At 70.4% G+C, this 26,001-nt stretch carries 26 protein-coding genes and 2 pseudogenes; 15 read left to right on the forward strand and 13 right to left on the reverse strand.

Annotated features, from left to right (window positions below; genetic code table 11):
• Window positions 1-15: 15 nt before the first annotated feature.
• Window positions 16-489: an N-acetyltransferase family protein gene (locus tag RV986_RS28890; RefSeq protein ID WP_475920181.1), complete on the forward strand. Its 474-nt coding sequence runs from the start codon at window positions 16-18 to the stop codon at window positions 487-489.
• Here RV986_RS28890 and RV986_RS28895 read toward each other — a convergent pair.
• From RV986_RS28895 to RV986_RS28905, 3 genes are all read right to left on the reverse strand, one after another.
• Window positions 478-2,022: an MFS transporter gene (locus tag RV986_RS28895; RefSeq protein WP_475920182.1), complete on the reverse strand. Its 1,545-nt coding sequence runs from the start codon at window positions 2,020-2,022 to the stop codon at window positions 478-480. The genes RV986_RS28890 and RV986_RS28895 overlap by 12 nt on opposite strands.
• 122 nt (window positions 2,023-2,144) lie before the next feature.
• Entirely contained in the window at window positions 2,145-3,125 is a 981-nt protein-coding gene (locus RV986_RS28900; RefSeq protein ID WP_475920183.1) for a zinc-binding dehydrogenase, read from the reverse strand.
• A 113-nt stretch (window positions 3,126-3,238) separates the two neighbouring features.
• Entirely contained in the window at window positions 3,239-4,423 is a 1,185-nt protein-coding gene (locus RV986_RS28905; protein WP_475920184.1) for an FAD-dependent oxidoreductase, read from the reverse strand.
• Window positions 4,424-4,581: 158 nt separating this feature from the next.
• Between RV986_RS28905 and RV986_RS28910 the strand changes: the two genes are divergently transcribed.
• On the forward strand, window positions 4,582-5,280 hold the full coding sequence (locus RV986_RS28910; protein ID WP_475920185.1) for a pentapeptide repeat-containing protein: 699 nt from the start codon (window positions 4,582-4,584) through the stop codon (window positions 5,278-5,280).
• Between the two features lie 113 nt (window positions 5,281-5,393).
• Here the strand turns inward: RV986_RS28910 and RV986_RS28915 are convergent, their stop codons facing one another.
• Window positions 5,394-5,894, reverse strand: a complete 501-nt coding sequence (locus RV986_RS28915) for a hypothetical protein (RefSeq protein ID WP_475920186.1) — start codon at window positions 5,892-5,894, stop codon at window positions 5,394-5,396.
• A gap of 148 nt (window positions 5,895-6,042) precedes the next feature.
• On the opposite strand from RV986_RS28915, the gene RV986_RS28920 reads away from it, so the two are divergent.
• A complete protein-coding gene (locus RV986_RS28920) occupies window positions 6,043-7,512 on the forward strand; it encodes a M1 family metallopeptidase (protein WP_475920187.1) in 1,470 nt (489 codons plus the stop codon).
• A gap of 254 nt (window positions 7,513-7,766) precedes the next feature.
• Here RV986_RS28920 and RV986_RS28925 read toward each other — a convergent pair.
• Both RV986_RS28925 and RV986_RS28930 read right to left on the reverse strand, forming a co-directional pair.
• A pseudogene (locus RV986_RS28925) lies at window positions 7,767-8,279 on the reverse strand (GNAT family N-acetyltransferase); the annotation flags it as partial.
• Window positions 8,280-8,289: 10 nt separating this feature from the next.
• The gene (locus tag RV986_RS28930) at window positions 8,290-8,709 is read right to left on the reverse strand and encodes an ATP-binding protein (protein ID WP_475920188.1); all 420 of its coding nucleotides are present in this window, start codon (window positions 8,707-8,709) and stop codon (window positions 8,290-8,292) included.
• Window positions 8,710-8,927: 218 nt separating this feature from the next.
• Here RV986_RS28930 and RV986_RS28935 point away from each other — a divergent pair, with 218 nt between their 5' ends.
• The 5 genes and pseudogenes from RV986_RS28935 to RV986_RS28955 form a co-directional block, all read left to right on the forward strand.
• Window positions 8,928-9,782, forward strand: a complete 855-nt coding sequence (locus tag RV986_RS28935; RefSeq protein WP_475920189.1) for a helix-turn-helix domain-containing protein — start codon at window positions 8,928-8,930, stop codon at window positions 9,780-9,782.
• An 11-nt stretch (window positions 9,783-9,793) separates the two neighbouring features.
• Complete coding sequence (locus tag RV986_RS28940) at window positions 9,794-9,973, forward strand: DUF397 domain-containing protein (protein ID WP_475920190.1); 180 nt, start codon at window positions 9,794-9,796, stop codon at window positions 9,971-9,973.
• Between the two features lie 83 nt (window positions 9,974-10,056).
• Window positions 10,057-10,362, forward strand: coding sequence for a hypothetical protein (locus RV986_RS28945; protein ID WP_475920191.1), 306 nt, complete (start codon window positions 10,057-10,059; stop codon window positions 10,360-10,362).
• Window positions 10,343-10,861 (forward strand): DUF6879 family protein, encoded by a 519-nt coding sequence (locus RV986_RS28950; RefSeq protein WP_475920192.1) that lies wholly within the window; start codon window positions 10,343-10,345, stop codon window positions 10,859-10,861. Before RV986_RS28945 ends, RV986_RS28950 begins: the two co-directional genes overlap by 20 nt.
• Window positions 10,862-10,873: 12 nt before the next feature.
• Window positions 10,874-11,162 (forward strand): annotated as a pseudogene (locus RV986_RS28955) (helix-turn-helix domain-containing protein); the annotation flags it as partial.
• A 528-nt stretch (window positions 11,163-11,690) separates the two neighbouring features.
• Here the strand turns inward: RV986_RS28955 and RV986_RS28960 are convergent.
• The gene (locus tag RV986_RS28960) at window positions 11,691-12,266 is read right to left on the reverse strand and encodes a TerD family protein (RefSeq protein ID WP_475920193.1); all 576 of its coding nucleotides are present in this window, start codon (window positions 12,264-12,266) and stop codon (window positions 11,691-11,693) included.
• Window positions 12,267-12,487: 221 nt separating this feature from the next.
• On the opposite strand from RV986_RS28960, the gene arfB reads away from it, so the two are divergent.
• Both arfB and RV986_RS28970 read left to right on the forward strand, forming a co-directional pair.
• Complete coding sequence (gene arfB, locus RV986_RS28965; protein WP_475920194.1) at window positions 12,488-12,916, forward strand: alternative ribosome rescue aminoacyl-tRNA hydrolase ArfB; 429 nt, start codon at window positions 12,488-12,490, stop codon at window positions 12,914-12,916.
• A gap of 51 nt (window positions 12,917-12,967) precedes the next feature.
• Window positions 12,968-13,255, forward strand: a complete 288-nt coding sequence (locus RV986_RS28970; RefSeq protein ID WP_475920195.1) for a hypothetical protein — start codon at window positions 12,968-12,970, stop codon at window positions 13,253-13,255.
• A 20-nt stretch (window positions 13,256-13,275) separates the two neighbouring features.
• Here the strand turns inward: RV986_RS28970 and RV986_RS28975 are convergent, their stop codons facing one another.
• On the reverse strand, window positions 13,276-13,629 hold the full coding sequence (locus RV986_RS28975; protein WP_475920196.1) for a hypothetical protein: 354 nt from the start codon (window positions 13,627-13,629) through the stop codon (window positions 13,276-13,278).
• 288 nt (window positions 13,630-13,917) lie between these two features.
• Window positions 13,918-14,400 (reverse strand): flavin reductase family protein, encoded by a 483-nt coding sequence (locus RV986_RS28980; protein WP_475924466.1) that lies wholly within the window; start codon window positions 14,398-14,400, stop codon window positions 13,918-13,920.
• A 472-nt stretch (window positions 14,401-14,872) separates the two neighbouring features.
• Here RV986_RS28980 and cdgB point away from each other — a divergent pair, with 472 nt between their 5' ends.
• Window positions 14,873-16,597 (forward strand): diguanylate cyclase CdgB, encoded by a 1,725-nt coding sequence (cdgB, locus tag RV986_RS28985; RefSeq protein ID WP_475920197.1) that lies wholly within the window; start codon window positions 14,873-14,875, stop codon window positions 16,595-16,597.
• 117 nt (window positions 16,598-16,714) lie between these two features.
• Window positions 16,715-17,704, forward strand: coding sequence for a CBM35 domain-containing protein (locus RV986_RS28990; RefSeq protein WP_475920198.1), 990 nt, complete (start codon window positions 16,715-16,717; stop codon window positions 17,702-17,704).
• A 507-nt stretch (window positions 17,705-18,211) separates the two neighbouring features.
• Here the strand turns inward: RV986_RS28990 and RV986_RS28995 are convergent.
• The 3 genes from RV986_RS28995 to RV986_RS29005 all read right to left on the reverse strand — a co-directional run bounded on the left by RV986_RS28995 (window position 18,212) and on the right by RV986_RS29005 (window position 21,419).
• On the reverse strand, window positions 18,212-19,141 hold the full coding sequence (locus RV986_RS28995; RefSeq protein ID WP_475920199.1) for a 1-phosphofructokinase family hexose kinase: 930 nt from the start codon (window positions 19,139-19,141) through the stop codon (window positions 18,212-18,214).
• A 149-nt stretch (window positions 19,142-19,290) separates the two neighbouring features.
• Window positions 19,291-20,436 carry an N-acetylglucosamine-6-phosphate deacetylase gene (gene nagA / locus RV986_RS29000; RefSeq protein ID WP_475920200.1) on the reverse strand — a complete coding sequence of 382 codons (1,146 nt, stop codon included), beginning with the start codon at window positions 20,434-20,436 and terminating at the stop codon, window positions 19,291-19,293.
• Window positions 20,436-21,419: an ROK family protein gene (locus RV986_RS29005; RefSeq protein ID WP_475924467.1), complete on the reverse strand. Its 984-nt coding sequence runs from the start codon at window positions 21,417-21,419 to the stop codon at window positions 20,436-20,438. Before RV986_RS29005 ends, nagA begins: the two co-directional genes overlap by 1 nt.
• A gap of 244 nt (window positions 21,420-21,663) precedes the next feature.
• Here RV986_RS29005 and RV986_RS29010 point away from each other — a divergent pair, with 244 nt between their 5' ends.
• The 3 genes from RV986_RS29010 to otsB all read left to right on the forward strand — a co-directional run bounded on the left by RV986_RS29010 (window position 21,664) and on the right by otsB (window position 24,445).
• The gene (locus RV986_RS29010) at window positions 21,664-22,890 is read left to right on the forward strand and encodes an extracellular solute-binding protein (RefSeq protein WP_475924468.1); all 1,227 of its coding nucleotides are present in this window, start codon (window positions 21,664-21,666) and stop codon (window positions 22,888-22,890) included.
• A 30-nt stretch (window positions 22,891-22,920) separates the two neighbouring features.
• Window positions 22,921-23,157: a DUF3263 domain-containing protein gene (locus tag RV986_RS29015; RefSeq protein ID WP_475920201.1), complete on the forward strand. Its 237-nt coding sequence runs from the start codon at window positions 22,921-22,923 to the stop codon at window positions 23,155-23,157.
• Window positions 23,158-23,536: 379 nt separating this feature from the next.
• Entirely contained in the window at window positions 23,537-24,445 is a 909-nt protein-coding gene (gene otsB / locus RV986_RS29020; RefSeq protein WP_475920202.1) for a trehalose-phosphatase, read from the forward strand.
• A gap of 97 nt (window positions 24,446-24,542) precedes the next feature.
• Here the strand turns inward: otsB and RV986_RS29025 are convergent, their stop codons facing one another.
• Window positions 24,543-25,949 carry an alpha,alpha-trehalose-phosphate synthase (UDP-forming) gene (locus RV986_RS29025; RefSeq protein ID WP_475920203.1) on the reverse strand — a complete coding sequence of 469 codons (1,407 nt, stop codon included), beginning with the start codon at window positions 25,947-25,949 and terminating at the stop codon, window positions 24,543-24,545.
• Window positions 25,950-26,001: the final 52 nt, after the last annotated feature.

Genomic DNA, 26,001 nt, shown 5'->3' on the forward strand with positions numbered 1-26,001 from the left:
TGTGACACTGCCGCCATGATTCGCCCAGCCACCCCCGCCGACATCCCCGCCATCCACGCGATGATCCGTGAGCTGGCCGAGTACGAGAAGGTCCCGGACGAGGCGAAGGCCTCCCCGCGGCAGCTGCACGAGGCGCTGTTCGGACCGCACCCGGCCGCGTTCGCCCACCTCGCGGAGGCGGCGGGCGAGCCGGTCGGGTTCGCGCTGTGGTTCCTGAATTTCTCGACGTGGCGTGGGGTGCACGGGATCTACCTCGAAGACCTGTTCGTACGACCGCACGTGCGCGGCGGCGGGCACGGCAAGGCACTGCTCACCGAGCTGGCGCGGATCTGTGTCGAGCGGGGGTACGAGCGCCTTGAGTGGTCGGTGCTGAACTGGAACGAGCCGTCGATCAGGTTCTACGAGGCGCTGGGCGCGCGACCGCAGGACGAGTGGACGGTGTACCGGCTGACGGACGGGGCGCTGCGGGAGCTGGGTTCAGCGGACTGACTCGGGCACCGGGGCCGGTCCGGATACGTGTTCGGGGGCCTTCGCGGTGACCATGAGGCCCGCGACCAGGCCGGCCAGGAGCGTGATGCCGCAGGCCCACCAGATGGCGACCGTGTAGCCGTGCACGATGCCCTCGCGGACGACCAGGGTCCGTTGGGCGGGGTCGGTCAGATGCGCGGCGACGTAGGCGGCACCGCTGGTGGTGGCGACGGTGTTCAGCAGGGCCGTACCGATCGAACCGCCCACCTGCTGCGAGGTGTTCACGGTCGCGGAGGTCACGCCCGAGTCCCGCGGGGCGACCCCGGCGGTGGCGGTGGCGAAGATCGGCATGAAGATCAGGCCCATGCCGAGGCCCATCAGGATCAGGCCGGGCAACAGCAGCCCCACGTAGTGGGAGTGGACCGTGAGCTGGGTGAAGAACAGCATCCCGGAGGTCGCGAGAAGCGCGCCGGGGACCATCAGCACGCGCGGTGCCACGTGGCGCAGCAGCCGCGCCGAGATCTGCGTGGAGCAGATGACGATCGCGGCCGTCATGGGCAGGAAGGCCAGGCCCGTCCGTACGGGCGAGTACCCGAGGACGACCTGCAGGTAGTAGGTCATGAACAGGAACATGCCGAACAGGCCGATGACGGCGAGGGCCATCGTCAGGAAACAGCCCGCACGGGTGCGGTCCTCGACGATGTGGAGGGGGAGCAGCGGGCTCGGGGCCTTCGTCTGCCAGAACACGAACGCGGTCAGCAGGGCGGTTCCACCCGCGAGGAGGGACGCCACCAGCGGGTCCGTCCAGCCGTGCGGCTCCGCCGCGCTGACCCCGTAGACGATCGTGACCAGTCCGCCGCAGCCCAGCAGCACACCGGGGATGTCGAGCCGGGCGCCGGCGTTGCCCGGGGGGTCGGGCAGCAGCGCGAACGCGCCGAAGACCCCGACGGCGGCTATGGGGATGTTGACGTACAGGCACCAGCGCCAGTTCAGGTACTCGGTCAGCAGCCCGCCCGCGATGAGTCCGAGCGCCGAGCCGCTGCCCGCGAGGGCGCTGTAGACGCCGAAGGCCTTTCCGCGCTCCTTCGGATCGGTGAACGTGGTGGTCAGCAGGCTGAGCGCGGAGGGGGACAGGAGGGCGGCGAAGGTGCCCTGGAGGGCGCGGGAACCGAAGAGCATGCCCGAACTCGTGGCGGCGCCGCCCACTGCGGAGGCGACCGCGAAGCCGATGAGCCCGAAGACGAACGTGCGTCTGCGGCCGACGAGGTCCGCGATCCGGCCGCCGAGCAGCAGGAGACCGCCGAAGGCCAGCGTGTACGCGGTGATGACCCACTGGCGGTTGCCGTCGGACATGCCCAGATCGCGCTGCGCGGAGGGGAGCGCGATGTTCACGATGGTCGCGTCCAGGACGACCATCAGCTGTGCGAGGGCGATGATCACCAGGCCCCACCAGCGCCGGGGGGCGGGGCCATCGGCGGTGTCGGCGGTTGCAGGGACTCCGGGTCCACGGGGTTCACCGAGTGCACCGGGTTCACCCGTTCGGGTGCCGCTCACTTGCCCAGAAGACCATGAATTATTGTGAATCGCATCTTTCTGGAGGGCGCTCCTGGCCATGCCGGAGGGCGCTCCTGGTCACGCCGGAGAGTGTGCCTGGTGGTGCCCGTGGGCGTGCCTGGTCATGGCTCCAGTACGACCTTTCCGGTCGTTGCCCGGCCTTCCAGGGCCCGGTGGGCGGCGGCCGCCTCGGCGAGCGGGAAGCGGGTCACGGCCGGGGTGAGGCGGCCCGCGGCGGCCTCGGCGAGGGCGCGCAGCTCCAGGGTGCGGACGGGGTTCGGTCCGCCCGCCCTGCTCAGCATCACGGGGCCGAGGACCTGCTCGGACACGCCCGGCACGAGCAGCGGCTCGCCGTCCTGGATGCCCTTGGCGGACCAGCCGAAGACGATGTGCCTGCCGCCGGGGCCGAGAAGGCCGACGGCGGCGCGGGCGATGTCGCCCCCCACGCCGTCGAACACGACGGTGGCGGTGCGCGGGCCCAGCTGGGCGCGGACCCGCGCCGGCCAGTGGGTGTCCGTGTAGTCGACGGCCAGGTCGGCGCCGTTCTCGCGGACCCGGGCCACCTTCTCCGGGCCGCCCGCGAGTCCGATCACGGTGGCGCCCCTGTTCCGGGCGTACTGCACGAGAAGGGTGCCGATACCGCCCGCGGCGGCGGGGACGAGGGCCACGGCATCGGGGTTCGGCTCGGCGAACTGCACGATTCCCATCACCGTACGGCCCGTTCCGATCATGGCGACGGCCTGGGCGAAGTCCAGGTTGTCCGGGATCTCGTGCAGGCGGTCGAGGTCGGTGACGGCGAGTTCGGCATAGCCTCCGGGGGCGAAACCGAGGTGGGCGACGACGCGCCTGCCGAGCCAGCGCCCGGGGACGCCCGCGCCGAGCGACTCAACCGTGCCGGCGACCTCGCGGCCGGGGATCGTGGGCAGCGGGGTGGGGGCGGGCGCCGGGCCCCGGGCGCCCGTGCGCAGGGTGGCGTCCAGGAGGTGTACGCCGGCCGCGGCCACGGCGATACGGACCTGGCCCGGGCCCGGCTCGGGATCCTCGGTCTTCTCGTAGGTGAGGTTCTCGGCCGGACCGAAGGCGTGCAGGCGGACGGCGTGCATGGTGGGCTCCTCAGGGGCTGCGGGAAAGTCTGCGGGAAGGTCCGCGGGAAGGGCTGTGGCAAGGGCTGTGGCAAGGTCCGCGGGAATGCCTGTGGGAGGCCCACTTTTCAACCTCAAGCATGCTTGAGGTCAAGGCGTTCGCGGATCCTGAGGGCCAGCGCGACGGCTTCGAGGGCGCTGTTGAAGGAGACCTCCGAGAGCACGCCGGGCGCCGCGACCTGGTCGCCCGCGAGGTAGACGCCGTCACCGCGGTCGAGGGCGGGCCGGTCGCGCCAGCTGGTGCCCGGCAGGTCCACGGCTCCCGTGCGCCCCCGTGCCACGGTCTCGCGCCGCCAGGTCACGCGCTCGCGCCAGCCCTCGAAAGCGAGGTCGAGGAGATGCTCGGCGCGGGCGATGCCATCGGCCCGGGACTCGTGCGGGGCGATCGGGAACTGCCCCTGGACGAGCTGCTCCCCGGGCGGAGCGAGGCTGCGGTCCCGGGCCGTGAACCGCTCCGTCCAGCCGGGCGCGTCCAGGTCGCAGACGGCGAACGCGTCGCCGCGCCGGGTGCGCAGGGCCAGGTCGAGGAGGGCGGTACGGCCGCTGGTCCAGGTGAGGGAGTCGTCCTTGAGGAGGCGGCGGGCGGCGTCGAGGGAGGTGGCGACGACGACGGGGCCGTGCCGGTCGGGAAGGGCGTCCACCCGGGCGAGTGTCTCCACCCGGACGCCGAGGTTCCAGGCGCGGGCCGCCATCCGGTCGACGACATTCGCCCAGCCGCCCCGCGGAAGGTGCGCCTCGGGCGGCAGTTTGGTCACCCGCCGCAGCCGTTCCTGTACGAAGGCCGCGGAGAGCGAACCGGGGTCGTGGTGGAAGACGGCCAGGGCGGAGTAGCAGGCGGCGACACGGGCGGCTTCCTCGCCGGCCTGCTCGGTGGCCCAGGTCATGAAGTCGACGTCCACGGGGGCCTGCTGGGCGCCGCGGCCCACCGGCTTGAGCGGCTTGAGCAGCTTCAGCAGCGGGAAGGGCGGGGTGCGGCGCAGGGCGCCCTTGTGGTGCAGGCGCAGCCGGGCGGCCTCCAGGGGTGGGATCGGGGCGAGCGGCCCGATCAGGTCCCGCTGCTTGAGCCAGGTCCAGTGCGGGCCGCCGTTGTAGAGGGCGTGCGGACCTTGGTTCGTCTTGTACGGTCCCTCGGCGGTGCGGGCCCGGCCGCCGAGCGTGTGGTGGGCCTCGTACAGCGTGACCTTGACACCTGCCTCGGCGGCGGTGATCGCGGCGGTGAGTCCGGCGAGGCCGCCGCCGACGACGGTGAGGTGGTCCATGGTTGGCGTCTCCCTGCTGTGGGGTCGTCTTGGTGAATACGACTGATCGGGGGGCGGGAATGTGACATCGGGAAGGGAGCGGGAAGGGGGCGGGAATGGAACGTGCAGGTCAGGGGCGTCGGCGGGGCGTTGTCAGTGGGCGAGTGCAAGATGGGGGCATGGTGCGGAAAGCGGCGGGCAGGGCGAGTGGGCGGGTCCCGGGGGCGCGGCGGCCGCAGGTGCGGCTGCCCGCGCTGGAGCCGTACGACGGCTTCGGGCTGGAGCCGGACGGGGACTACGACGGGCTGGAGTTCCGGGAGGCGGACTTCGTCGGTCAGGACGGCGGGGGCGCGCGCTTCATGGACTGCGCCCTGACGGGGTGTGCGCTGGACGAGACACGGCTGCACCACGCGCGCGTGCTGGACTCGGTCCTGACGGGCATACGGGGCGTGGGCACCGATCTCGCCGAGTCGACGTTGCGCGATGTCGAGCTGGTCGACGCCCGGCTGGGCGGGGTGCAGTTGCACGGTTCGGTACTGGAGCGCGTCCTGATCCGCGGCGGCAAGATCGACTATCTGAACCTGCGCAAGGCCCGCCTCAAGGACGTCGTCTTCGAGGGGTGTGTGCTGGTCGAGCCGGACTTCGGAGGTGCCCGGCTGGAGCGCGTGGAGTTCGTGGACTGCGTCCTGAAGGGGGCGGACTTCTCCGCGGCCACCCTGACGGACGTGGACCTGCGCCGTGCGGCGGAGCTGGACGTCGCGCGGGGCGTGGACTGCTTGGCGGGGGCGGTGATCAGCCCGAGCCAGCTGCTGGATCTGGCGCCGGTGCTGGCGGCGGCTTTGGGGCTGCGGGTGGACGGGGGATCGGGGGAGGAATGAGGGCGGGAGGGCCTGGGGTGCGGTGAGGACGCCGGGACTGGTGTGGGGTGCGGGGGCGCCGGGGCTGGGGTGAGGAGCGGGGGTGGGGGGAGTGGGGTGAGAGGCGCGGGGTGTCAGCTCACTCGGGGGAAGCGGGCCTGCAGCGTCCAGATGGCCGGGTTCTCGGCGAGGTCGTCGTGCAGATCGGTGAGGTCGGCGATCAGGTCGTGCAGGAAGTCGCGGGCCTCGCGGCGGAGTTCGGAGTGGGAGAAGGTCAGCGGTTTCTCGTCGCCCGGCATCCAGTCGGACTCGATGTCCACCCAGCCGAAGCGGCGCTCGAAGAGCATGCGGTCGGTCGACTCGGTGAAGTCGAGCTCCGCGTGCTGGGGGCGGGAGGCCCGACTGCCGCGCGGGTCCCGGTCGAGCTGCTCCACGATGTCGCACAGCGCCCACGCGAAGTCGAGTACCGGCACCCATCCCCAGGCCGTGGACAGCTCCCGGTCCGCCTTGGTGTCGGCGAGGTAGACGTCACCGCAGAACAGGTCGTGCCGCAGCGCGTGGACGTCCGCGCGGCGGTAGTCGGTCTGCGGGGGGTCGGGGAAGCGGTTGGAGAGGGCGTAGCCGATGTCGAGCACGTAGGTGATGGTGTCATGCCCCCTGGACGAGGGATCGCGGCGTCGGATGCGGGGGAACGGGCCGTGGCGTCGGATGCGGGGGAGCGGGCCGTGGCGGAGGTGTCGCGGTTTCGGGCGGGGAGGTGGGCGGGCTCGTAGGATCGCGAGTGTGCCCCGATCTTCCGCCACCGTCCCCTTTGCCCCGACCCGCACCCGGGTCTGGCTCCTCCGCCTCGCCCTTCCTGGCGCCCTCGCCCTGACCCTCACCCTCGCTCTCGCGCTCGGCGTGTGGAGTGGAAGCGGTGTGCACGGCAAGCCCGGGGCGGCCGGGGCCCGGGACCCGTACTTCCCGAGGCTGGGCAACGGAGGGTACGACGTCAAGCACTACGCCCTGACCCTCTCCTACGACCCCGAGACGCGCCACCTCGTCGGCACGGCGGAGATCACGGCGCGGGCCACCCAGAACCTCAGCGCCTTCAACCTCGATCTGAAGGGCCTGGACGTCGCCGGCGTCACCGTCGAGGGCAAGGGCGCCCGCTTCGACCGCGCGGGCCAGGAACTGACCGTGCGCCCGCACACCAACCTCGCCGAGGGCGAGACGTTCCGCACGACGGTCCGCTACTCGGGCTCCCCCAAGACGCTCATCGACTCGGACGCCGCGGAGGAGGGCTGGCTGTACACGGCCGACGGCGCGCTCGCCCTCGGCGAACCCACCGGCTCGATGGCCTGGTTCCCCGGCAACCACCATCCCTCCGACAAGGCGGCGTACGACATCGCCGTCACCGTCCCCAAGGGCCTGCGGGCGGTCTCCAACGGCGAGCTGAAGAGCGAGACGACGGCCGCCGACGGCCGTAGGACCTTCACCTGGCACACCGGCGAACCCATGGCGAGCTATCTCGCGACGGTCGCGATCGGAAAGTACGACGTCACGCGCTCCACGACGAAGAACGGCCTGCCGGTGTACATCGCCGTGGACCCGACGCAGACCGCCGCCGCCAAGAAGGTACTGGCCAAGATCCCCGAGGTACTGGACTGGGCGGAGTACAACTTCGGCCCGTACCCGTTCTCCTCGACGGGCGCGATCGTGGACCGCGACGAGGACTCGGGCTACGCCCTGGAGACCCAGTCCCGCCCCGTCTTCCCCGGCGCCCCCGACACCACGCTCCTCATCCACGAACTGGCCCACGAGTGGTTCGGCGACTCCGTCAGCCCCAAGTCCTGGCAGGACATGTGGCTCAACGAGGGCTTCGCCACGTACGCGGAGTGGCTCTGGCAGGAGGACCACGACGGCGACACGGCGGAGGAGATCTTCAACTCCCTCTACAAGGGCGACTACTACGGCGACCCCGAGGTCGACGAGAGGATCTGGGACTTCCCCCCTGCGAAACCCTCCGGCCCGACCCACCTCTCCGACCTTCCGGTCTACGACCGCGGCGCCATGGTCCTCCACAAGATCCGACAGACCGTGGGCGACGACACGTTCTACGACATCATCCAGGGCTGGGCGGCCACGCACCGCCACGGCAACGCGAGTACCGCCGACTTCACGGCGTACGTCGAGAAGAAGGCCCCCGACAAGGACTTCGGCGGCATCTGGAAGGACTGGCTGTACGGAGAGGGCAAGCCGGCCCATCTCTGACCCCTGACCCCTGACCCCAGGCTTCAGACCCCAGGCTTCAGACCCCAGGCTTCAGACCCCAGGCTTCAGACCCCAGGCTTCAGACCCCAGGCTTCAGACCCCAGGCCTCAGACCCCAGGCCTCAGACCCCAGGCCTCAGACCCCAGGCCTCAGACCCCAGGCCTCAGACTCTTGGCCCCTGGCCAAGCCTCGGCCAGTTCCCGCAGGACACCGCCACACCCGGCACACCGTCACGGGGACTCTCCCTGGTCCTGAGCCCTCCGTAGCGCCTTGCGCAACACCGCGCAGGGTCTGCCCAGTTGGCGATCCTTCCGGTGCCCGATGATCTCGTACCCGAGGGCGGTCCAGAAGGCGAGGCCCTCGGGGTTGTTGTCGAGGACGGCGAGCCGCACGGCATCCCGCCCCGCGCGCCGGAACCCCTCCTCGACGAGCGCCACGACCTCCCGCCCGTACCCCTTCCGCCGCACCCCCGCGTCCACGATCAGCAGCCCGATCCATGGATCCGGATCGGCCGGGTCGGGATGGCGCGCCAGCGTGAGCACGACCCCGACCAGCCGCCCCGCACTCCGCGCGAGCAGTACCCCCGCCTCCGGGTCCGCCAACTCCCCCGCGAGCGCCGCGGCCACCTGCTCGGGCCGGATGTCGTAGGCGTCGGGAAAGTCCCCGCTGAGGGCGAAGAACTCGTGCTGGGAGGCGTAGAGGGCGGTGAGTTCGGTGAGGAGGGGGGCCGGGATGTCGCCGTCCGGGGCCAGGGCTTCGAGGATCACGCGGTGCAGGTTAGCCGCCGGTGCCGCTGCGCAGCTCGAACCAGACGTGCTTCCGGCTGTACGGGTGGGCCGTCGCGACACCCCACGCCTGCGCCAGCGCCTGCACCAGGAGTAACCCACGCCCGCCCTCCCCGTCCCACCCGGCGTCGACCGGTACGAGGTGCACGGTCGGACTGTCGTCGTAGACGCGAACCCGCACCCCGTCAGCCAGGACCGCCGTCTCCATGTCGATGGTCGGCGAGGCGGTGTGCAGTACGGCGTTGGTGACGACCTCGGAGACGAGGGTGCGGGCGGTGTCGGCGAGTGCGGGGGCGTGGCCGTTCGTGGCGAGGAGTATGGCGACGGTGTCGCGGCAGATCTTGGGGGTGAGGGGGGAGTTGGGGGTGGTGAGGTGGTAGGTCCCCGGGGTGATGGGGTTGGTGCCGTTCATGAGTGAACTCCCTTTGTGTGTCGTGGTGTTGTGCGGTCGGCCACCGTGGCTCGGACGCCTTGGGGTGCCTGCTCTGCGGATTCACTGGCGGGCCGCGCCTTGCGTTTCGAAGGTAGTGGCATGGTTGCCACGGGGCAAGGTTGTCGATCAGGTTCACCCGAGTGAGTGGACCCGCGACGCGCGACCCGGCAGACTCGGACGCCGAAGGGGAAGGAACCATGCCGCCAAGAGACAACCCAACCGCCCGACAGGTCCGACTGGGCGCTGAGCTGCGGAAGTTGAGAGAGCTCGCGGGGAAGACGGCCCGTGAGGCTGCCGGTCTACTCTCTACCGATCAGGCCAAGATCAGCCACATAGAGGCGGGCCGCATCGGGATCAGCGAGGAACGGATCCGGCGGCTGGCCGTGTTCTACGCATGCGATGACCGGCATCTGATCGAGGCGCTGTGCACCATCGCCCGCGAGTCGCGCGGCCAGGGCTGGTGGGACGACTACCGGGGCATGCTCTCCCCCGGCTTTCTGGACATCGCCGAACTAGAGCACCACGCAACGTACCTGCGGGGCGTCCAGGCGATGAACGTGCCGGGCGTTCTTCAGACCGAGGACTACATGCGCGCGATCCACCGCAGCTACACGCCGACGCTGCCTGCCGAGGAGGTGGACGTTCGGGTGGAGTTCCGGATGAAGCGTCGGGATATCTTCGAGCGGGACGTACCGCCCCCGTTTCAGGCCATCGTCCACGAAGCGGCACTGCGCATGCGCTTCGGTGGGCGCAAGGTTACGAAGGGGCAGCTCGAGTACCTGCTCGAAGCCTCAGAGCGGCCGGCGGTGACGGTTCGGGTCATTCCGTTCACCTGCGAGGAGTTCATTGAGGCGACGTACCCCCTGCTGTACGCGGGCGGAGTCGTGCCACAGCTCGACACGGTTCAGATGGATGGCCCTGTGGGCGGCTCCTTCATCACCGCAGCTGCTCAGCTCAAGAGGTTCGTCGGCCTGCTCGACATCGTCGAGCAAGTCTCGCTGAGCGAGCCGGAATCTCGGAAGCTCATCCACCAGATCGCGAGAGAACTGTGAGGGGTCCTGGAATGTCCACGCAGTGGCAGAAGTCGTCCTTCTCGGGAGTGGACGCCGAAAACTGCGTCGAACTCGCCCGCCGCGAACCCCATCTCCTCCTCCGTGAGAGCGATGAGCCCGACGACGTACTCGCCCTGGCCCCCAGGGGTTTGCTGGCCCTGATACGTCATTTCAAAGCCGAGCGACGGTGAGCGGTTGAGCGCGCCGCGCTCCCACGCGCCGTACTCGCTCCCTGGACGCTGACGAACCGAGACGCTGAGACTCGTGCACGCCGGTGCAACCCACCTCGACAGCGGGAGCGTCCAGGACCCTGAAGTTCCTCGGCATCATCCCCAACACGCCGACCGACGAGTCTCCGACCATCTGGCTTCACGAGGAGACGGGAGACCTCCTGATCCAGTCGTACAAGGCGACCGAGGAGGAGGTGAAGGAGTGCCAGGAGGTCGGTTCGATCCCCGGCCACTCCACGGACGTACCGGACCACGAGACGATCATCAGGCTCCCGGCGGTCATGCTGAAGTACATCCCCCGCCCGGACGACGACAAGGGAGAGGCCGCAAGTGCAACCACCAGCGCGTAACGCCCTGGCGAAGGCCCAACGCTCCGCGGTACACCTTGAGCTGCGTGACAGCTACATGCTGGATGACCCCGAGTTCATCGCGTGGCAGCAGGGGAAACGGCTTGACCCGGCTGACCGGTCCTCGTGGTGGGGCGGACGGCACGACGCGGTCCGCGATGCGGTCGCCCGCGGTGTCGTGGTCCGACGCGCCCGTATCGTCTCCGAGCCGATCAGTGATTACGCGCGATACGAGTACGACGGCACGTTCACCAACATCGCTGCGGGTGAGTCGGTCCGGTGGCTACCAAGAAGGCGGGCGACCGATCTTGCGCTGCCGGGTACGGACTTCTGGGTGTTCGATGGCGCGCAGGCGCTCTTGCATCACTTCACCGGTGATGGGCAGTTGGACGTGGACGGACGGGAGTACACGGACGATCCGGAGCGCGTGAAACCATGCGCCGATGCCTTTGAGGCCGTGTGGCGGCGTGCGATCCCTCACGAGGAGTACCGGCCACGCTGATCTGCCGCAGTCATGGCTGTCTCTCCGTCTTCCAGCGCCCAGCGGGCCCGGCAGGCTCTAGCGGATCGACTCGCGGAGTTTGTGCCGGGATGCTGGGCTGTCCGGGCGTGATATCGCCGAGCGCTGCGGCTGGCATCCGTCCACGTCGTCTCGCATCATGAACGCCCGTACGCCCCCGTCGGCGGACGATATTCGGGCATGGTGCCGAGCGTGCGGGGCGGAGGATCAGGCAGCCGATTTGATTGCCTCGCTGCGGACCGCTGAGGGCATGTGGGTTGGCTGGCTACGGTGCGAGCGCTCGCGCGCTGATCACGGCGGCAATGGACTCTCTCGGGTGATTGCCGTGCAATCCCGTGCAACATCGTGGGCTGGCAACTGCCCATCTCCCTAAGGTCATTACATCGAGCGGACCAGTCGGGGAGGCCATGTATGAAGCCGCAGAAGCCGCAGGACTACCACCGGGCCGAGCTGCCGGCCGAGCCCTCCGCCGTGCCGGGCTGTGCCGAGTGTCTGTCTTTGGGCGCGAGTAGAGCTGGAGCCGGCATCAGGGGGAGACGGCGTTCAGGGTGAGCTTGCCGCCTGGGAAGGCGACGCACGCCATCTGCCACGCAGGAGTGGACGGAGGGGTGACGCGGGAGCCCCCGGCCTGAGGTGGATGCTGTTGGCGAATCCGTTCGGTCCTGTCGGTTCCTCAGCATGTGCGCCGGAAGCCGTGAGCACTAAAACGGTTTAGTGCTCACGGCTTCCGAGGAGGGCGGCCCCGGCCGTGGATTCGCCAACAGCATCCTGAGGTGGCCGGGGGCTCCCGCGTCGCAGGTGAAGCTCGGACTCAGACGCTGACGCCGAAGTCCTGGGCGATGCCGACCAGGCCCGACGCGTAGCCCTGGCCGACGGCGCGGAACTTCCACTCCGCGCCGTTGCGGTAGAGCTCACCGAAGACCATGGCGGTCTCGGTGGCGGCGTCCTCGCTCAGGTCGTAGCGGGCGATCTCGGCGCCGCCGGCCTGGTTGATGATGCGGATGTAGGCGTTGCGGACCTGGCCGAAGTTCTGCGAGCGGTTCTCCGCGTCGTAGATGGAGACCGGGAAGACGATCTTGTCGATGTCGGCGGGGAGGCCCGCCAGGTTGACGTTGATCGCCTCGTCGTCGCCCGCGCCCTCACCCGTGCGGTTGTCACCGGTGTGGACGATGGTCTGGTCCGGGGTCTGCTTGTTGTTGAAGAAGACGAAGTGGGCGTCCGAGTAGACCTTGCCCTGCTGGTTGACCGCGATGGCCGAGGCGTCGAGGTCGAAGTCGGTGCCCGTGGTGCTGCGGACGTCCCAGCCGAGGCCCACGGTGACGGCGGTCAGGCCCGGAGCCTCCTTGGTGAGCGAGACGTTGCCACCCTTGGACAGGCTTACAGCCATTGTTGGGAGTCCCTTCCCTCGTTGCGTACGTGCGGTGTGCTCGTACATATGGGCTTCGTACGGGCACGAAGCTACAGCTACCCCTAAGAACGCCGAGAGGGGCACGTAAGGTTCCTGCCCTCTTTACTTTCTTTACCTTCATGGTGGCGGAAACGGGACGTCGAAAACAGGACGTCGAAAACATGGTGACGTGGACCGGACAGACACGCGACCATGGACCCATGTCCGGTCCTTACGTCATCCGCGGCTCCGTCTCCCTTCCCGAGGCCGAGCTCATCTGGCGTTTCTCCCGCTCCAGCGGGCCCGGCGGGCAGCACGTCAACACCACCGACTCCCAGGTCGAGCTGCGCTTCGACCTCGCGAAGACCGAGGCGCTGCCCCCGGTCTGGAAGGAGCGCGCCCTCGCCAGGCTCGCCGGGCGGCTCGTCGACGGCGTCATCGGCGTCCGCGCCTCCGAGCACCGCTCGCAGTGGCGCAACCGGGAGACCGCGGCCGTACGACTCGCCTCCCTGCTCGCCGAGGCCAGCGCGCCGCCGCCCAAGCCCCGTCGTGCCACCCGGATCCCCCGGGGGATCAACGAGCGGCGGTTGCGTGAGAAGAAGCAGCGTTCCGACACCAAGCGGGGGCGCTCGGGGCGCGACTGGGGCTGAGGGTCGGTTCTGATGACATGAAATGCCCGAGTTGTGGCTAATCTCATGGATATGGACGGATATGAGGACAGGGCGCATCTGGAGTGGTGGGCCAATCGATCGACCTGCCTGGCGCGGATTCCTGTCCGGCTCCGGCCGGCCACCGTGCCCGACGCCCGTGCGTGGGACGCCGTTGTCTCCGCGCCGCTCGACAGCGGCGCGCGTGAGGACATGCAGTTCCTGATCGAGGCCAGTCCGTACTTCACCCTGCGTTTCGCGGACGATTCCGTGAACGAGGTCGAGGTGCAGCGCTCGGGCGACGGCGGCCGACTGCGACTGAGCGCCGTCCCGGAGACGTGACGTCGGACGTCGTCATCACGTCACATCGAGCCCGGCGCCGGGTCCAGGGCGGGGCGCCCGCGCCCGATCCCGACCTGGCGCGGCAGCGGGAGGTCGTGGACGCGTTCCTCGCGGCGGCGCGGGAAGGCGACTTCGACGCGCCGGTCGCCGTGCTCGACCCGGACGTGGTGGCGCGTTCCGAGGGCGGGGTGACGGTCGGTGCGCGTGCCGTGGCCTCGGGGGCGAGCGGTTGCGCCCACCTCGCCAGGATCGCGCGGCCCGCCCTGGCCAACGGCGCCGCGGGTGTGGTCGTGGTGGCGGACGGGCGTCCCGTCGGCGTCCTCGCGTTCACGGTCGTGGACGGTCGTGGACGGCAGGATCGCGGTGATCGACATCCTCGACGACCCGGAGCGGCCGGCCGGTCTCGACGTCACCGTCCTCGACCGATAGTCATCGGTTCCCGAGGAGGCCGATGGCCGCTGCTCCTCGGGAAAGCCGCCGGTCGTCTGTCGCCGGTCCTCAAGAAAGCCGCTGGTCGTCGGTTCGGAAGGGGGCCGATAGCCATTGGCCCCCCAGGAGGCCGTCAGTTCCCGGCCCCAAAAGACCGATGGTCGCCGCACGCAAAAAAGACCGAAAGTCCCCGTCTCCCAAAAGGGCCGGTGGCTCCGCCCCCTGAAAGGGCCTCAGCTCAACTGCCGGTACCTGCCCTTGAAGTGCACCAGCGGCCCGCCGTCCGCGCTCGGCACCGACGCCGTGAGCACGCGGCCGATGACGAGCGTGTGGTCGCCCGCGGCCACCCGTTGCTCGGTGCGGCACTCCAGGGTCGCCAGGGCGCCGCCCACCAGGAGTGCTCCGGACGTCTCGCCGCGTGCGTACGGGATGTCCTCGAAGAGCAGACGGTCGCTGATGCGGCCCTTCATGGCGAAGCGGCCCGCGATGTGCCGCTGGCTCTCGGTGAGCACGGAGACGGCCCACAGGGGCTGTTCGTCGAGCAGGTCGTCCATCCGGGAGCCCTCGCGCAGGCTGACCAGCACCAGCGGCGGGTCCAGGGAGACGGACAGGAAGGCGGTCGCGGTCATGCCGACGTCCTCGCCACCCGGCCCGTCCGGGTCCAGCGCGGGCTCGTGTGCGGTCACCAGGACCACGCCCGCGGCCAGCCGGGTCATGGCGGCGCGGAACTCGTCGTTGCTCACCCCCTCAGCATGCACGGAGGGGATGGAAGGAACGGCAGAGGGAGCGATAGAGCGAGTGTTCAGCACGCCGAAACGCTAGTCTCCGACCGAGGGAGGCCGCATCGGGCCCGGGCCCGAGCCGGGTCCGAGTCGAGTCCTAGGTCGTTGGACGGACACAACCGCTCACAGTATTTACACAGTGTCTAAATAAGCGTTCAGTAAACGCACGGGGGAAATGCAGAAACCCCACTCAATTGTTCACGTTCAGCTGTGACTTGAGTCACAGGAGCCATATTTTGTTGACCCTGTGTACCGAGTGAGCAGCGCGCTGTGATTCAGTGGCGGGGAAGCCAGGTAAGAAGCTGCCGAGTAGTACGCCGACGAGAACGTCAAAGAGAACGTCGAAGAGAACCAGGTACGCCGAAGACAACCCTGGAGTTGCTGCGAGGTCTCGAGGGGAGGGCGAATGGAGACCGAGTCGGAGCCCTACGTCCGTCTTGCGACCCTGCGGCAGCTGCATCAGGTGATGGCGGACATGAACACCGCGCGGAGCCTGGCGGACACGCTGCAGACCGTCGCCGACGGCGTGGTCACGGGCCTCGGCTTTGAGCTGGCGTGTGTCAACCTCGTACGCCCCGACAACGACCTCGTGGTCGCCGCGCTCGCCGGCAACTCCGCCGCCGAAGCACTGATCACCGGACGCGTCGGCTCCCGCTCCTCCTGGGACCGCCGGCTGAACATGGGCGAGGCCTGGGGCGACCTCAGGTTCATACCGCACACCGAGGGCTGGGTCCTCGACGAGGACGACGTGCCGCAGTGGTACACCGACGGTCCCGCGCCCCGCTTCGAGGACGAGTGGCACCCCTCCGACCGCCTCTTCGCACCCATGTACACCCCGGGTGTCTCCGGCGCCGCCCGGGGCGAGCTGATCGGCGTCCTGTCCGTGGACCGGCCGCGCAACGGGCGGCGGCCGGGCGCGTGGGGCCGCGAGGCGCTCCAGATGTACGCCTTCCAGGCCGCCATCGCGATCAGCAACGCGCGTCTACGTGCGAATATGCAGCGCGCCCTGGTCCGCCTGGAGCGCGAGCAGCAGGCCCTGCGCGCCAGCGAGGAGAGCTTCCGGCAGGCCTTCGAGTACGCCCCGTCCGGCATGGCCATCGCCGAGATGGGCGGCGACCAGCACGGCCGCATCCTGCGCACCAACGACGCCCTGTGCCGTCTGCTGGGCCGCCCCGCCTCCGCGATGCGCCGCTACTCCTTCTCCGACCTCGTGCACCCCGAGGACATCGGCACCCTGCTCAGGACGTCCGCCGAGGGTGGCCGCACCGAGCTCAGACTCGGCCGTCGTGACGGCACGTACGTCTGGGTCAACCTGCGCAACTCCGTGGTCGCGGACGCCGCCGACGGCCCCCGCTTCCTGCTCACGCACGTCGAGGACATAGAGGAGCGCAAGCGCCGCGAGCTGCAGCTCGCGCACCGCGCCTCGCACGACTCGCTCACCGGCCTGCCGAACTCCGCCGAGCTGCGCTCCCGCCTCGGCTCCCGCCTCTGCCAGCGCCCGCAGGCACTCCAGCCGGGCGCGGTCGAGTCGCTGGACGCGGCGTACGGGCACGGGCCGTTCGCGGACCAGGCGGCCGAGCACGGCGGCTTCGACGGACTCGGCAGCACTCACCTCAACGGCCAGGTCAACGGGCACGCGCACGGCTTCGACCTCGCCGTGGGCTCCGAGGCGTACGACGCCTTCGACCACCATGTGCACACCGTCGCGCCCGAGGGCGAGACGGACGACGGTGCCAAGGGGCTCGCGGTCCTCTTCTGCGACCTCGACGGCTTCAAGTCCATCAACGACCGCTTCGGGCACAACGCGGGCGACGAGGTGCTCATCGAGGTCGCCCGCCGGCTGACCAACGGCGTCCGGGACGGCGATACGGTGGCCAGGCTCGGCGGCGACGAGTTCGTGGTGCTCGCCGACGGGCTCGGCCGGGCGGACGCGGCTGACCTGGCCGTACGGCTGCGGAACGCGATCATCCCGCCGATCCGGGTGGACGGCAGGGCGGTCCGGGTGGGCGCCAGCTTCGGCATCGGGTGGGCACATTGCGGCATGACGGCGGACGAGGTGTTGAAATCCGCTGACGAACGGATGTACGTCGAGAAACGGTCTCGTCCCAAACAGCATCGGCGCGCCGGATAAGTCGCAGGTCAGTGGGTTGATGCGGCGAAGGCCACCCGTTTGGCCCCCTGGAAGCGGGTAGGCTCGACATTCATCCATGTACCGCATCTGAACCGCACCTGTTGAGGAGACCAAGGGATGACGCCCGGCAACAACGGCGCGAGCACGCCCGAGGACGACGACCCGTTCGGCTATCTGTACGCCGACGGTCAGGCCAACGGCGCCACCCCGCCCAGCGGAGGCGGCGGCTACGGCTACCCGGGCTCGGTCAACCGGGTGCGGGCGGTCGGCGAACGCCAGTACGGACAGCAGCAGGCCGGCCACGGCCAGCAGGCCCCGACCGCGCAGTACGGCCAGCAGGCCGCCCCGACCGCCCCGACCGCGCAGTACGGCCAGGTGCCGCAGCAGGGGACGTACGGCCAGCCCAACGCCACCTACGCGGCGCCCGAGACGGTCCCCGGCGGGGCTCCCACCACCCGGCATTCAGCGGGCGGTGGCGGTCGCGGCCGTGGACCGAACACCAAGGGCCTGCTCATCGGCGCGATCGCGGTGGTCGCCGCCGTCGTCATCGGCATCGGCGTCGCGATGATGAACGGCGACTCGAACGACAACAAGACCGGCGACGAAGCGGGTTCGACGCCCTCGACCTCGCAGAGCGCGTCACCGAGCGCGTCGGCCAGCGAGTCCGCCGGGCCCGAGGCCGAACTGCCGAAGATCGACGCGAAGGCGCTGAACCTGTCGGGCGGCACGACCACGGCGTCAGACGTCAAGGGCGCCAAGGCGGACGGTGGCGTCTACGTCACGAACTTCAATCAGGTCGGCGCGTCCGTCACCTGGAACGTGAGCAGTATCAGCAAGGCCGGCAAGTACACGCTGTACGTCAACTACGGAGTGCCCGGTAAGGATGCCAACGCCACACTCACGGTCAATGGCACGGCCCAGAACCGCCCGCTCAACATGAAGAACTTTGCCAAAGCTGCAGAGGGTGACTACGAGAAGGGCTGGACCAATACCTGGGGGGACATCACCCTCAACAAGGGCACCAACGTCATCAAGATCTCCTGCGAGCAGGGCAACGAGTGCGACGCCAATCTCGACCAACTCTCGTTGGAAGCAGGGTGGAAGTAGCGCACGAGGTAAGTGAAGCGCCCTTGCCCGCCACATGAGGCGGGCAAGGGCGCTTCACTTACTTTTCTTTACTTAAAGCGCTGAAACGTCACGCACTTCGCGGCCACGTAACCCAAGCGGCCATTCTTGGTGAGAACAGCAACCCACGTCCTGCCGCTAGGACCGCCGGTCCAGCAGGTGTACGAGCCCCCAGTCTTGGTCACGCACGATTCGCTCACACACTGCCTTCCCTCGTCCCCAGGTATGGTGTCGAGTTTGGCGGAACTAGTGCTCGTATCGGCCCTGACGGTAGCGGTGTGGTTGGTGTAGGCGAAGGCGCCGGGCCAACCCTCTGCCGTAGCGGGGGTGGCCGATGTGGCAACGAGTAGCGCGCCGGCCATAGCCGCTACAGCGGCGAGCGGACGGACCGTACGGTTGAGTTGCATGGCTTCTCCGAACTCCTGTGAGGAGAACTGAGATTAACGGTGCGGGCAGGGGCATGACATTGGGTTTCGCCGCGCGTCGACGTCACGCCGCCGTCGCGTCCCCCGTCACCGCGACCTGGTCCAGCAGCGTCTCGTACGCCGGGCGGTCGAACTCGCCGGCCACGGGGGCCAGTACGGTCGCCGCGGACAGGGCGACGGCACGGGCCAGGCGCTCCGGCCAGGGCAGCCGCTCCACCAGGCCCGACAGCAGACCCGCGACCGCCGAGTCGCCCGCTCCGGTCGGGTTGCCGTGCACACGGCGCGGCGGGGCGGCCCGCCACAGGCCGTCCGGGGTGTGCGCGAGCAGCCCCTGAGCACCCAGCGAGGCCACCACGGAGTGCGCGCCGCGCCTGCGGGCGTCCCGGCTCGCCTGCAACGGCTCGTGGGAACCGGTGAGTTCGGCCAGCTCCTCGGCGTTCGGCTTGACGATGTCGGGGCGGGCGGCGACGCCACGGCGCAGCGGTTCGCCACTGGTGTCCAGCAAGACCGGCACGGCCGCCGCGCGCGCCGTGCGGATCAGCCCGGCGTACGCGCCCACCGGCACCCCCGGCGGCAGACTGCCGCACAGGGCCACCGCCGAGGCGGAGCGCAGCAGCACCTCGTAGGCCTCCTGGAAGGCCGCCCACTCGGCGGGGGTGATCTCCGGGCCGGGTTCGTTGAGTTGAGTCGTGTCACCCGTCGTCGTGTCGACCACGGCTATCGTGCGGCGCGTCGGGCCGGTGACCGGGACCAGCGCGTCCACCACCCCGGGTGTGTCCGTGAGGTGGTCCCGCAGAGCGCGGCCGGTGGGGCCGCCCGTGAAGCCCGTGACCGTCACCCGGTGGCCGAGGGCGGCGAGCACCCGGGCCACGTTCAGGCCCTTGCCGCCGGGGCGTTCGGTCACCTCGGTCACCCGGTGCGCGGTGTGCGGGCGCAGGGACCGTACGCGATAGGTGATGTCGAGAGCGGTGTTCAGCGTGACCGTGAGGATCACCCCGGCCGACCTCCCCCGATGCGCTTGCCGACAGTTGGACAGTTCCGGAGGCTCGATCATGCCAAAGGCAGCGGCGGTCGGCCCAGTCCTCCGGGCCAACCGCCGTACGTCATCTCCGTCACCCTCTCCGGCACCGACAAGGGTGCGAATCACCCCAGTTGGGGATCGACCACCCAGGTGCCCCTGCGCATCACGCCCTTGAGGGTGAAGTCCGCGTCCAGGACCACCAGATCGGCGTCCTTGCCCGGTTCCAGGGAGCCCACCGTGTCGTACCGGCCGAGCAGCCGGGCCGGGTTGGCGGACAGGGCCGCGACGACGTCCTCGACCGGCAGCCGGTCGAGCGTCACCGCCCGCCGGAAGGCGCGGTCGAGGGTGAGCGTGGAGCCCGCGATCGAGCCGCCCTCCACCAGCCGGGCGACACCCTCGCTGACCTCGACCTCCAGCGGTCCGAGCAGATAGCGGCCGTCGCCGAAGCCCGCCGCGTCCATGGCGTCCGTGATGAACGCCACGCGGTCCGCGCCCGCGTGATGGAACGCCAGCTGGAGCGCGGCGGGGTGCAGGTGGGTGCCGTCGTTGATCAGCTCGACGGTGATCCGCTCGTCCTCCAGGAGGGCCGCGATCGGGCCGGGCGTGCGATGCCCGAGCGCGGGCATCGCGTTGAACAGGTGCGTCGCCACGGTCGCGCCCGCGTCGATGGCCTCCACCGTCTGCTCGTACGTCGCGTCCGTGTGCCCGATCGCCGCGATCACCCCTTGCTCGGCCAGCAGGCGTACGGAGTCGATGCCGCCCGGCAGTTCGGTGGCGAGGGTGACCATGCTGGCCCGGCCGCGCGCCGCGTCGATCAGCTTGCGGACCTCGGCCGGGTCCGGGTCGCGCAGCAGCGCCTCGGAGTGCGCGCCCTTGCGGCACGGCGAGATGAACGGGCCCTCGAAGTGGATGCCCGCGATGTCGCCCTGCTCGGCCAGTTCGGAGAGCAGCCCGGCGCGCTGGGCGAGGCCGTCCATGTCACCGGTCACGGTCGAGGCGACGAGGGTGGTGGTGCCGTGCAGGCGGTGGGTGTGGACGCCCCGGAGGACCTCCTCGACGGTTCCGGAGGTGAAGGAGGCTCCGCCGCCGCCGTGGTTGTGGAGGTCCACGAAGCCGGGGACGAGCCAGTGGCCCGAGAGGTCGATCCGGGGAGTGTGGTCCGGAGCGCTTCCGGCGATGCGTGTGCCGTCCACGATCACGCGGCCGTCGTCCACGACTCCGGTGGGCAGTACCACCCTGGCACCGGTGAGAACCGTTCTAGGGGCCATCAGGTGGTTACCTCCGAAGTCGGTCGGGAAGCGGTGGTGGGCGGATTCGGCCGGCTCGGCCGGCTCGACGGGTCCGGCGGGCTCGACCGGTCCGGCCGGCTCGGCTGATTCAGCAGATCCCAGGCCAGCAGGCCCGCGCCCAGGCAGCCGGCGGTGTCCCCGAGGGCCGCGGGGACGACGTTCGGCAGCTTCTGGAAGGTGATGCGCCGCTCGACGGCGGCCCGCAGCGGTGTGAACAGGGTTTCCCCCGCCTCGGCGAGACCGCCGCCGATGATCAGGGTGCGCGGGTCCAGCAGCGTGAGCGCGGTGACGAGCCCGTCGGCCAGCGCGTCGACGGCGTTCTGCCAGACCTCCCGCGCCCGGGGGTCCCCGGACTCCACCGCCTGCGCGCAGTCCGCCGCGTCCGCGTCCGGGTCGCCCGAGGCCTCGGCCCAGGCCTGGCTGACGGCCGCGGCGGACGCGTACCGCTCCAGACAGCCGTGCTGCCCGCACGGACACGGGGTCCCGCCGGGTCGTACGACGATATGGCCGATCTCGCCCGCGAAGCCGTGCGCGCCCGCCTCGACGCCGCCGTTGATGCCGATCGCGCCCGCGATGCCGGTGCCCAGGGCGATGAAGAGGAAGCGGTCGGCCCCCTGCCCGGCGCCGATCCGGCCCTCCGCGAGGCCGCCGGTGCGCACGTCGTGCCCGAGGGCGACCGGTACGCCGCCCAGCCGGTCGCCGAGCAGCCGGCGCATCGGGACGTCGCGCCAGCCGAGGTTGGCGGAGTACGCCGCCACACCGCGCTCGGCGTCGACGATGCCGGGGACGGCGACTCCGGCGGCCGCCGCGGGCTCGCCGAGGTGCCGCTCGCCGTGGGCGCGCAGCTCGGCCGCGAAGTCGAAGATCGCGTCGACCACGGCGTCCGGGCCGCGCTCGCGGCCGGTGGCGCGGCGGGCCTGGTGCAGGAGCTCGCCCTCCGCCCCGACGAGGGCGGCCTTCATCCCGGTGCCGCCCACATCGAGGGCGATGACATGTCTCACGGGGGACAGTGTCTCCCCTTACCCCAGGAGAGGTCTAGTCCATTCACGTGGTGTAGACCTTGTATCCGCATTCCGAGACGAATGCAACGGACGCAGAAGCAAAGACGGACCACCCCGGGACAGGGGCGGCCGGGGGTTGGGAGAGACAGCGGTGCAGCGGCAGCGGCGTAGGACAGGACTGATCGCGGCGGCCTCCGCCCTGGGCATGACGGCGACCCTCGCGGGCTGCGGCGGCTCGGGCGGTTCCGGGGACGTGACGCTCAGACTCGTCGCCGCCGACTACGGCGACTCCAAGGCCAACGGCTCCCAGAAGTACTGGGACAAGCTGGCCAAGGCGTACGAGGCCGACCACCCGGGGACCGAGGTCGAGGTCACCGTCTACCCGTGGACGGACGTCGACCGCAAGGTCGAGGAGATGGTCGCGAAGGGCGACGCGCCCGACATGGCGCAGATCGGCACGTACGCCGACTACGCGGCCAAGGGCGAGCTCTACCGGGTCGACGACGTGCTCTCCATCCCCGTACAGGCCGATTTCCCCTCGCAGTTCACCGAGGCGGGGCAGATGAACCGGGTGCAGTACGGGATGCCGTTCGCCGCCTCCACGCGGCTGCTCTTCTACAACAAGAAGCTGTTCTCCGCCGCGGGCCTCACCCCGCCGACGACCTGGCGCGAACTCGCCGCCGACGCGAAGGCGCTCAAGTCCCGTGGTGTCAGGACCCCTTACGCGCTGCCCCTCGGTCCCGAGGAGGCGCAGGCGGAGACCATGCAGTGGCTGCTGAGCGGCGGCGACGGCTACACCAACGACGTCGGCACCTACGGCATCGACTCCACCCAGAACGTCGCCACCCTCACCTGGCTCAAGGACGAACTCGTCGGCAAGGGCCTCACCGGACCCGTCGCGCCCGCGAAGCTCAATCGTGCCGACGCGTTCGCGGCGTTCGCGCGCGGTGAGGTCGGGATGCTCAATGGGCACCCCACGCTGATGAAGGCGGCCGCCGAGAAGGGGGTGAAGTTCGGGGTGGTGCCGATGCCCGGCGTCGACGGCGGGACCAAGGCGCCGATGGGTGTCGCCGACTGGATGATGGCCTTCAAGAAGAACGGTCACCGTGAGCAGATCGGCACGTTCCTCGACTACGTCTACGACCGGCAGAACGTGCTCGCCTTCTCCCACGAGTACGACCTGCTGCCGGTCACCACGTCCGCGTCCGACGCGATGGCGGCCGACCGGAACGACGCGGAGCTCATGCCGTTCCTCGACGAGCTTCCCTCCGCCCGGCTCTACCCGGTCGGCAAGACCTCCTGGGCCGCCGTCAGCGCCGACATCAAGAAGCAGATCGGCAAGGCGGTGTCCCCGGACGGCAGCCCGTCCGGTGTGCTCGGGTCGCTCCAGCGGGCGGCGACGGCGGCGGACGGTGTGAGTGCGGGGCGGTGATGTCGGTGGCGGGGGATACGGTGCTGTGCCATGGACGAGCCGAATAGGCTGAGCGGGAGGGAGCAGGCGATCCTCGCCATGGAGCGGCGCGGGTTCGCGGGGCCCGGGGCCAAGGAGCGGGCGATACGCGAACAGCTGGGGCTGGCTCCCATCCGCTACTACCAACTCCTCAACGCCCTCCTCGACGACCCGCGGGCCCTGGCCCACGACCCGGTGACGGTGAACCGGTTGCGCCGGGTCAGGGAGTCCCGCCGAACAGAACGCTGACGCCGGCCCCGACGAGAAGTTCTTCGCCCCCGCCGCCCCTACCCTCCCCCAAGCTCTCGGCTTCGCTCGAGCAGGGGGGACCCCCCGTCATCCCTGGGGGCTCCGCCCCCAGACCCCCGAGATCGGCCTGAACGGCCTCGTCCTCAAACGCCGGACGGGCTGAGTGGCGCGGACCGGGGTGGAGATGGCTGCTGGGGTGGGTGGGGTGCGGCCTCCGGTCTTCTCCTCAAACGCCGGGTGAGCCGGGGTTCTCAGGGGCGCGGGGAACTGCGCGATCAGCCCCCACCGGCCCGCGGACAAGCAAACCCGGCGGGCGGGGGATTCGGGGCGGAGCCCCGCCGTGGGGGTGCGGGGAACTGCGCATGGATAGGGTCGGTGTATGGGCAGCCATTCGGAAACACCGGGATCCCCGGACGCCACGGAACCCTTGCCGACCTCGGAGACCTCGGAGACCTTGGAGACCCAGGCGATCCCGACGACCCCCGCGGGACGCGACGGTCTCGACGCCATCCTCACCCGGCCCGACCGGGCCGTCATCGCACTCGACTTCGACGGAACCCTCGCCCCCATCGTCGCCGACCCGGAACAGGCCCGCGCCCACCCCGCCGCGGTCCCCGCCCTCGCGGCCCTCGCCCCGAAGGTCGCCTCCGTCGCCGTCGTCACGGGCCGCCCGGCGGGCGTCGCGGTCCGCCACGGCGGCTTCGCGGGCGTCCCGGGTCTCGACCATCTCGTCGTCCTCGGCCACTACGGCGCCGAACGCTGGGACGCCCGCACCGGCACGGTCACCGCCCCCGCCCCGCACCCCGGCGTCGCCGCCGTCCGTGCCGAACTGCCCGGGGTCCTCGACGAGAACGGCGCCTGGCAGGGCACCTGGATCGAGGAGAAGGGCCGCGCCCTCGCCGTCCACACCCGCCGTGCGGCGGACCCGCAGGCCGCGTTCGAGGCCCTGCGCGAACCCCTCGCCGCACTCGCCACCCGGCACGGTCTGATCGTCGAACCCGGGCGGATGGTCCTCGAACTCCGTCCCCCGGGCATGGACAAGGGCGTCGCCCTCCTGGAGTACGTCCGCGAGGTCCACGCCGAAGCCGTCCTCTACGCAGGCGACGACCTCGGCGATCTCCCCGCCTTCGCCGCCGTCGAGAAACTCCGCTCGGACGGCGTCCCCGGGCTCCTCGTCTGCAGCGGCAGCTCCGAGGTCAGCGAACTGGCCGAACGCGCGGACCTGGTCGTCGACGGCCCCGCGGGAGTCGTACAGCTGCTGACGTCACTGGCGGCGAAGATCGACTGACGCCCCGCTCACACGTCTCCCGCCTGCTCCTGCCTGCTCCTCCTGCTCCTGCCTGCTCCTCCTGCTCCTCCTGCTCCTCCTGCTTCTTCTACTTCTTTTATTTCTTCCGCTCCTCCAACGCCCGCAGCTGCTCCAGGAACCACTGCGCCGGAGGCAACGCCGTAGCCGCCGCGGCGAGCCGTTTCGTGCGTTCGGCACGCTCCCCGCCCGACATCGACAACGCCTCGTGCAGCGCACGCGCGGTGCCGACCACGTCGTAGGGGTTCACCCCGACCGCGTCCTCGCCCAGCTCCTCGTACGCCCCCGCCTCCCGCGAGAGCACCAGCACGCAGCCCTCGTCGGAGACGACCGGCACCTCCTTGGCGACGAGGTTCATGCCGTCCCGGATGGGGTTGACGAGGGCGACGTCGGCCAGCCGGTACGCGGCCAGCGAGCGCGCGAAGTCGTCCTTGACGTGCAGGACGACCGGGGTCCAGTCCGGCGTCCCGTACTGGGAGTTGATCTCGGTCGCCACCCGCTGGACCTCGGCCGTGTAGTCGCGGTAGACGGCCAGGTCCTGGCGGGAGGGGTAGGCGAAGGCCACGTGGACGACGCGCTCGCGCCACTCCGGGTGGTCCTCCAGCAGCTGCCGGTACGCCAGCAGGCCTCGCACGATGTTCTTCGACAGCTCGGTCCGGTCGACCCGCACGATCGTCTTCCGGCCCTCCCCGATCTGCTCACGCAGTGTGGCCATCCGCTCGCCGACGTCCGCCTCGTGCGACCGCCGCCGCAGGAAGTCCGCGTCCGCCCCGAGCCCGTGCACGCCGATCCGGGTGTCGCCGAGTCCGCCGACGATCGCGGTGGCGCAGGCGGTGAACGCGTCCGCCCAGCGGTGGGTCAGGAAGCCGAGCCGGTCCGCGCCGAGCATGCCGCGCAGCACCTGTTCGGCGATGTCGTCGGGCAGCATCCGGAAGTAGTCGAGCGGCGCCCAGGGGGTGTGCGAGAAGTGGCCGATGCGCAGGTCGGGGCGGAGCTCCCGCAGCATGCCCGGCACCAGCGTCAGGTGGTAGTCCTGTACGACCACCACCGCGCCCGGCGCCGCCTCGTCGGCCAGCGCCTCGGCGAACGCGCGGTTGTACGCCTCGTACGACGCCCACTGGCGCCGGAACTCCACGTCGAAGACCGGCTCCAGCGGGGTCTGGTACAGCATGTGGTGGACGAACCACAGCACCGAGTTCGCGATGCCGTTGTACGCGTCCGCGTGTACGTCGGCGTCGATGTCCAGCATCCGTACGCCGTCCTCGCCGACCCCGCGCCGGACCGCCTCGCGGTCGCCGGCGCCGAGCGCCGCGCACACCCACAGGGCCCCCGCGTCCGGCCCGATCGCGGAGAGCCCCGAGACCAGCCCGCCCCCGCCGCGCCGGGCGCGCAGCGAGTCGTCGTCCTGGATCTCGTAGGTGATCGGCCCGCGGTTGGATGCGACGAGGATGCCGTGGGCGCCTTGCGTTGAAGCGGGGGAAGCCATGCCTCGAAACTTAGCCCCGCATGGAAACGCTCAAACGTTCCCTTCAGCCGTA

The sequence above is a fragment of the Streptomyces sp. RLA012 genome (genome assembly GCF_056270325.1).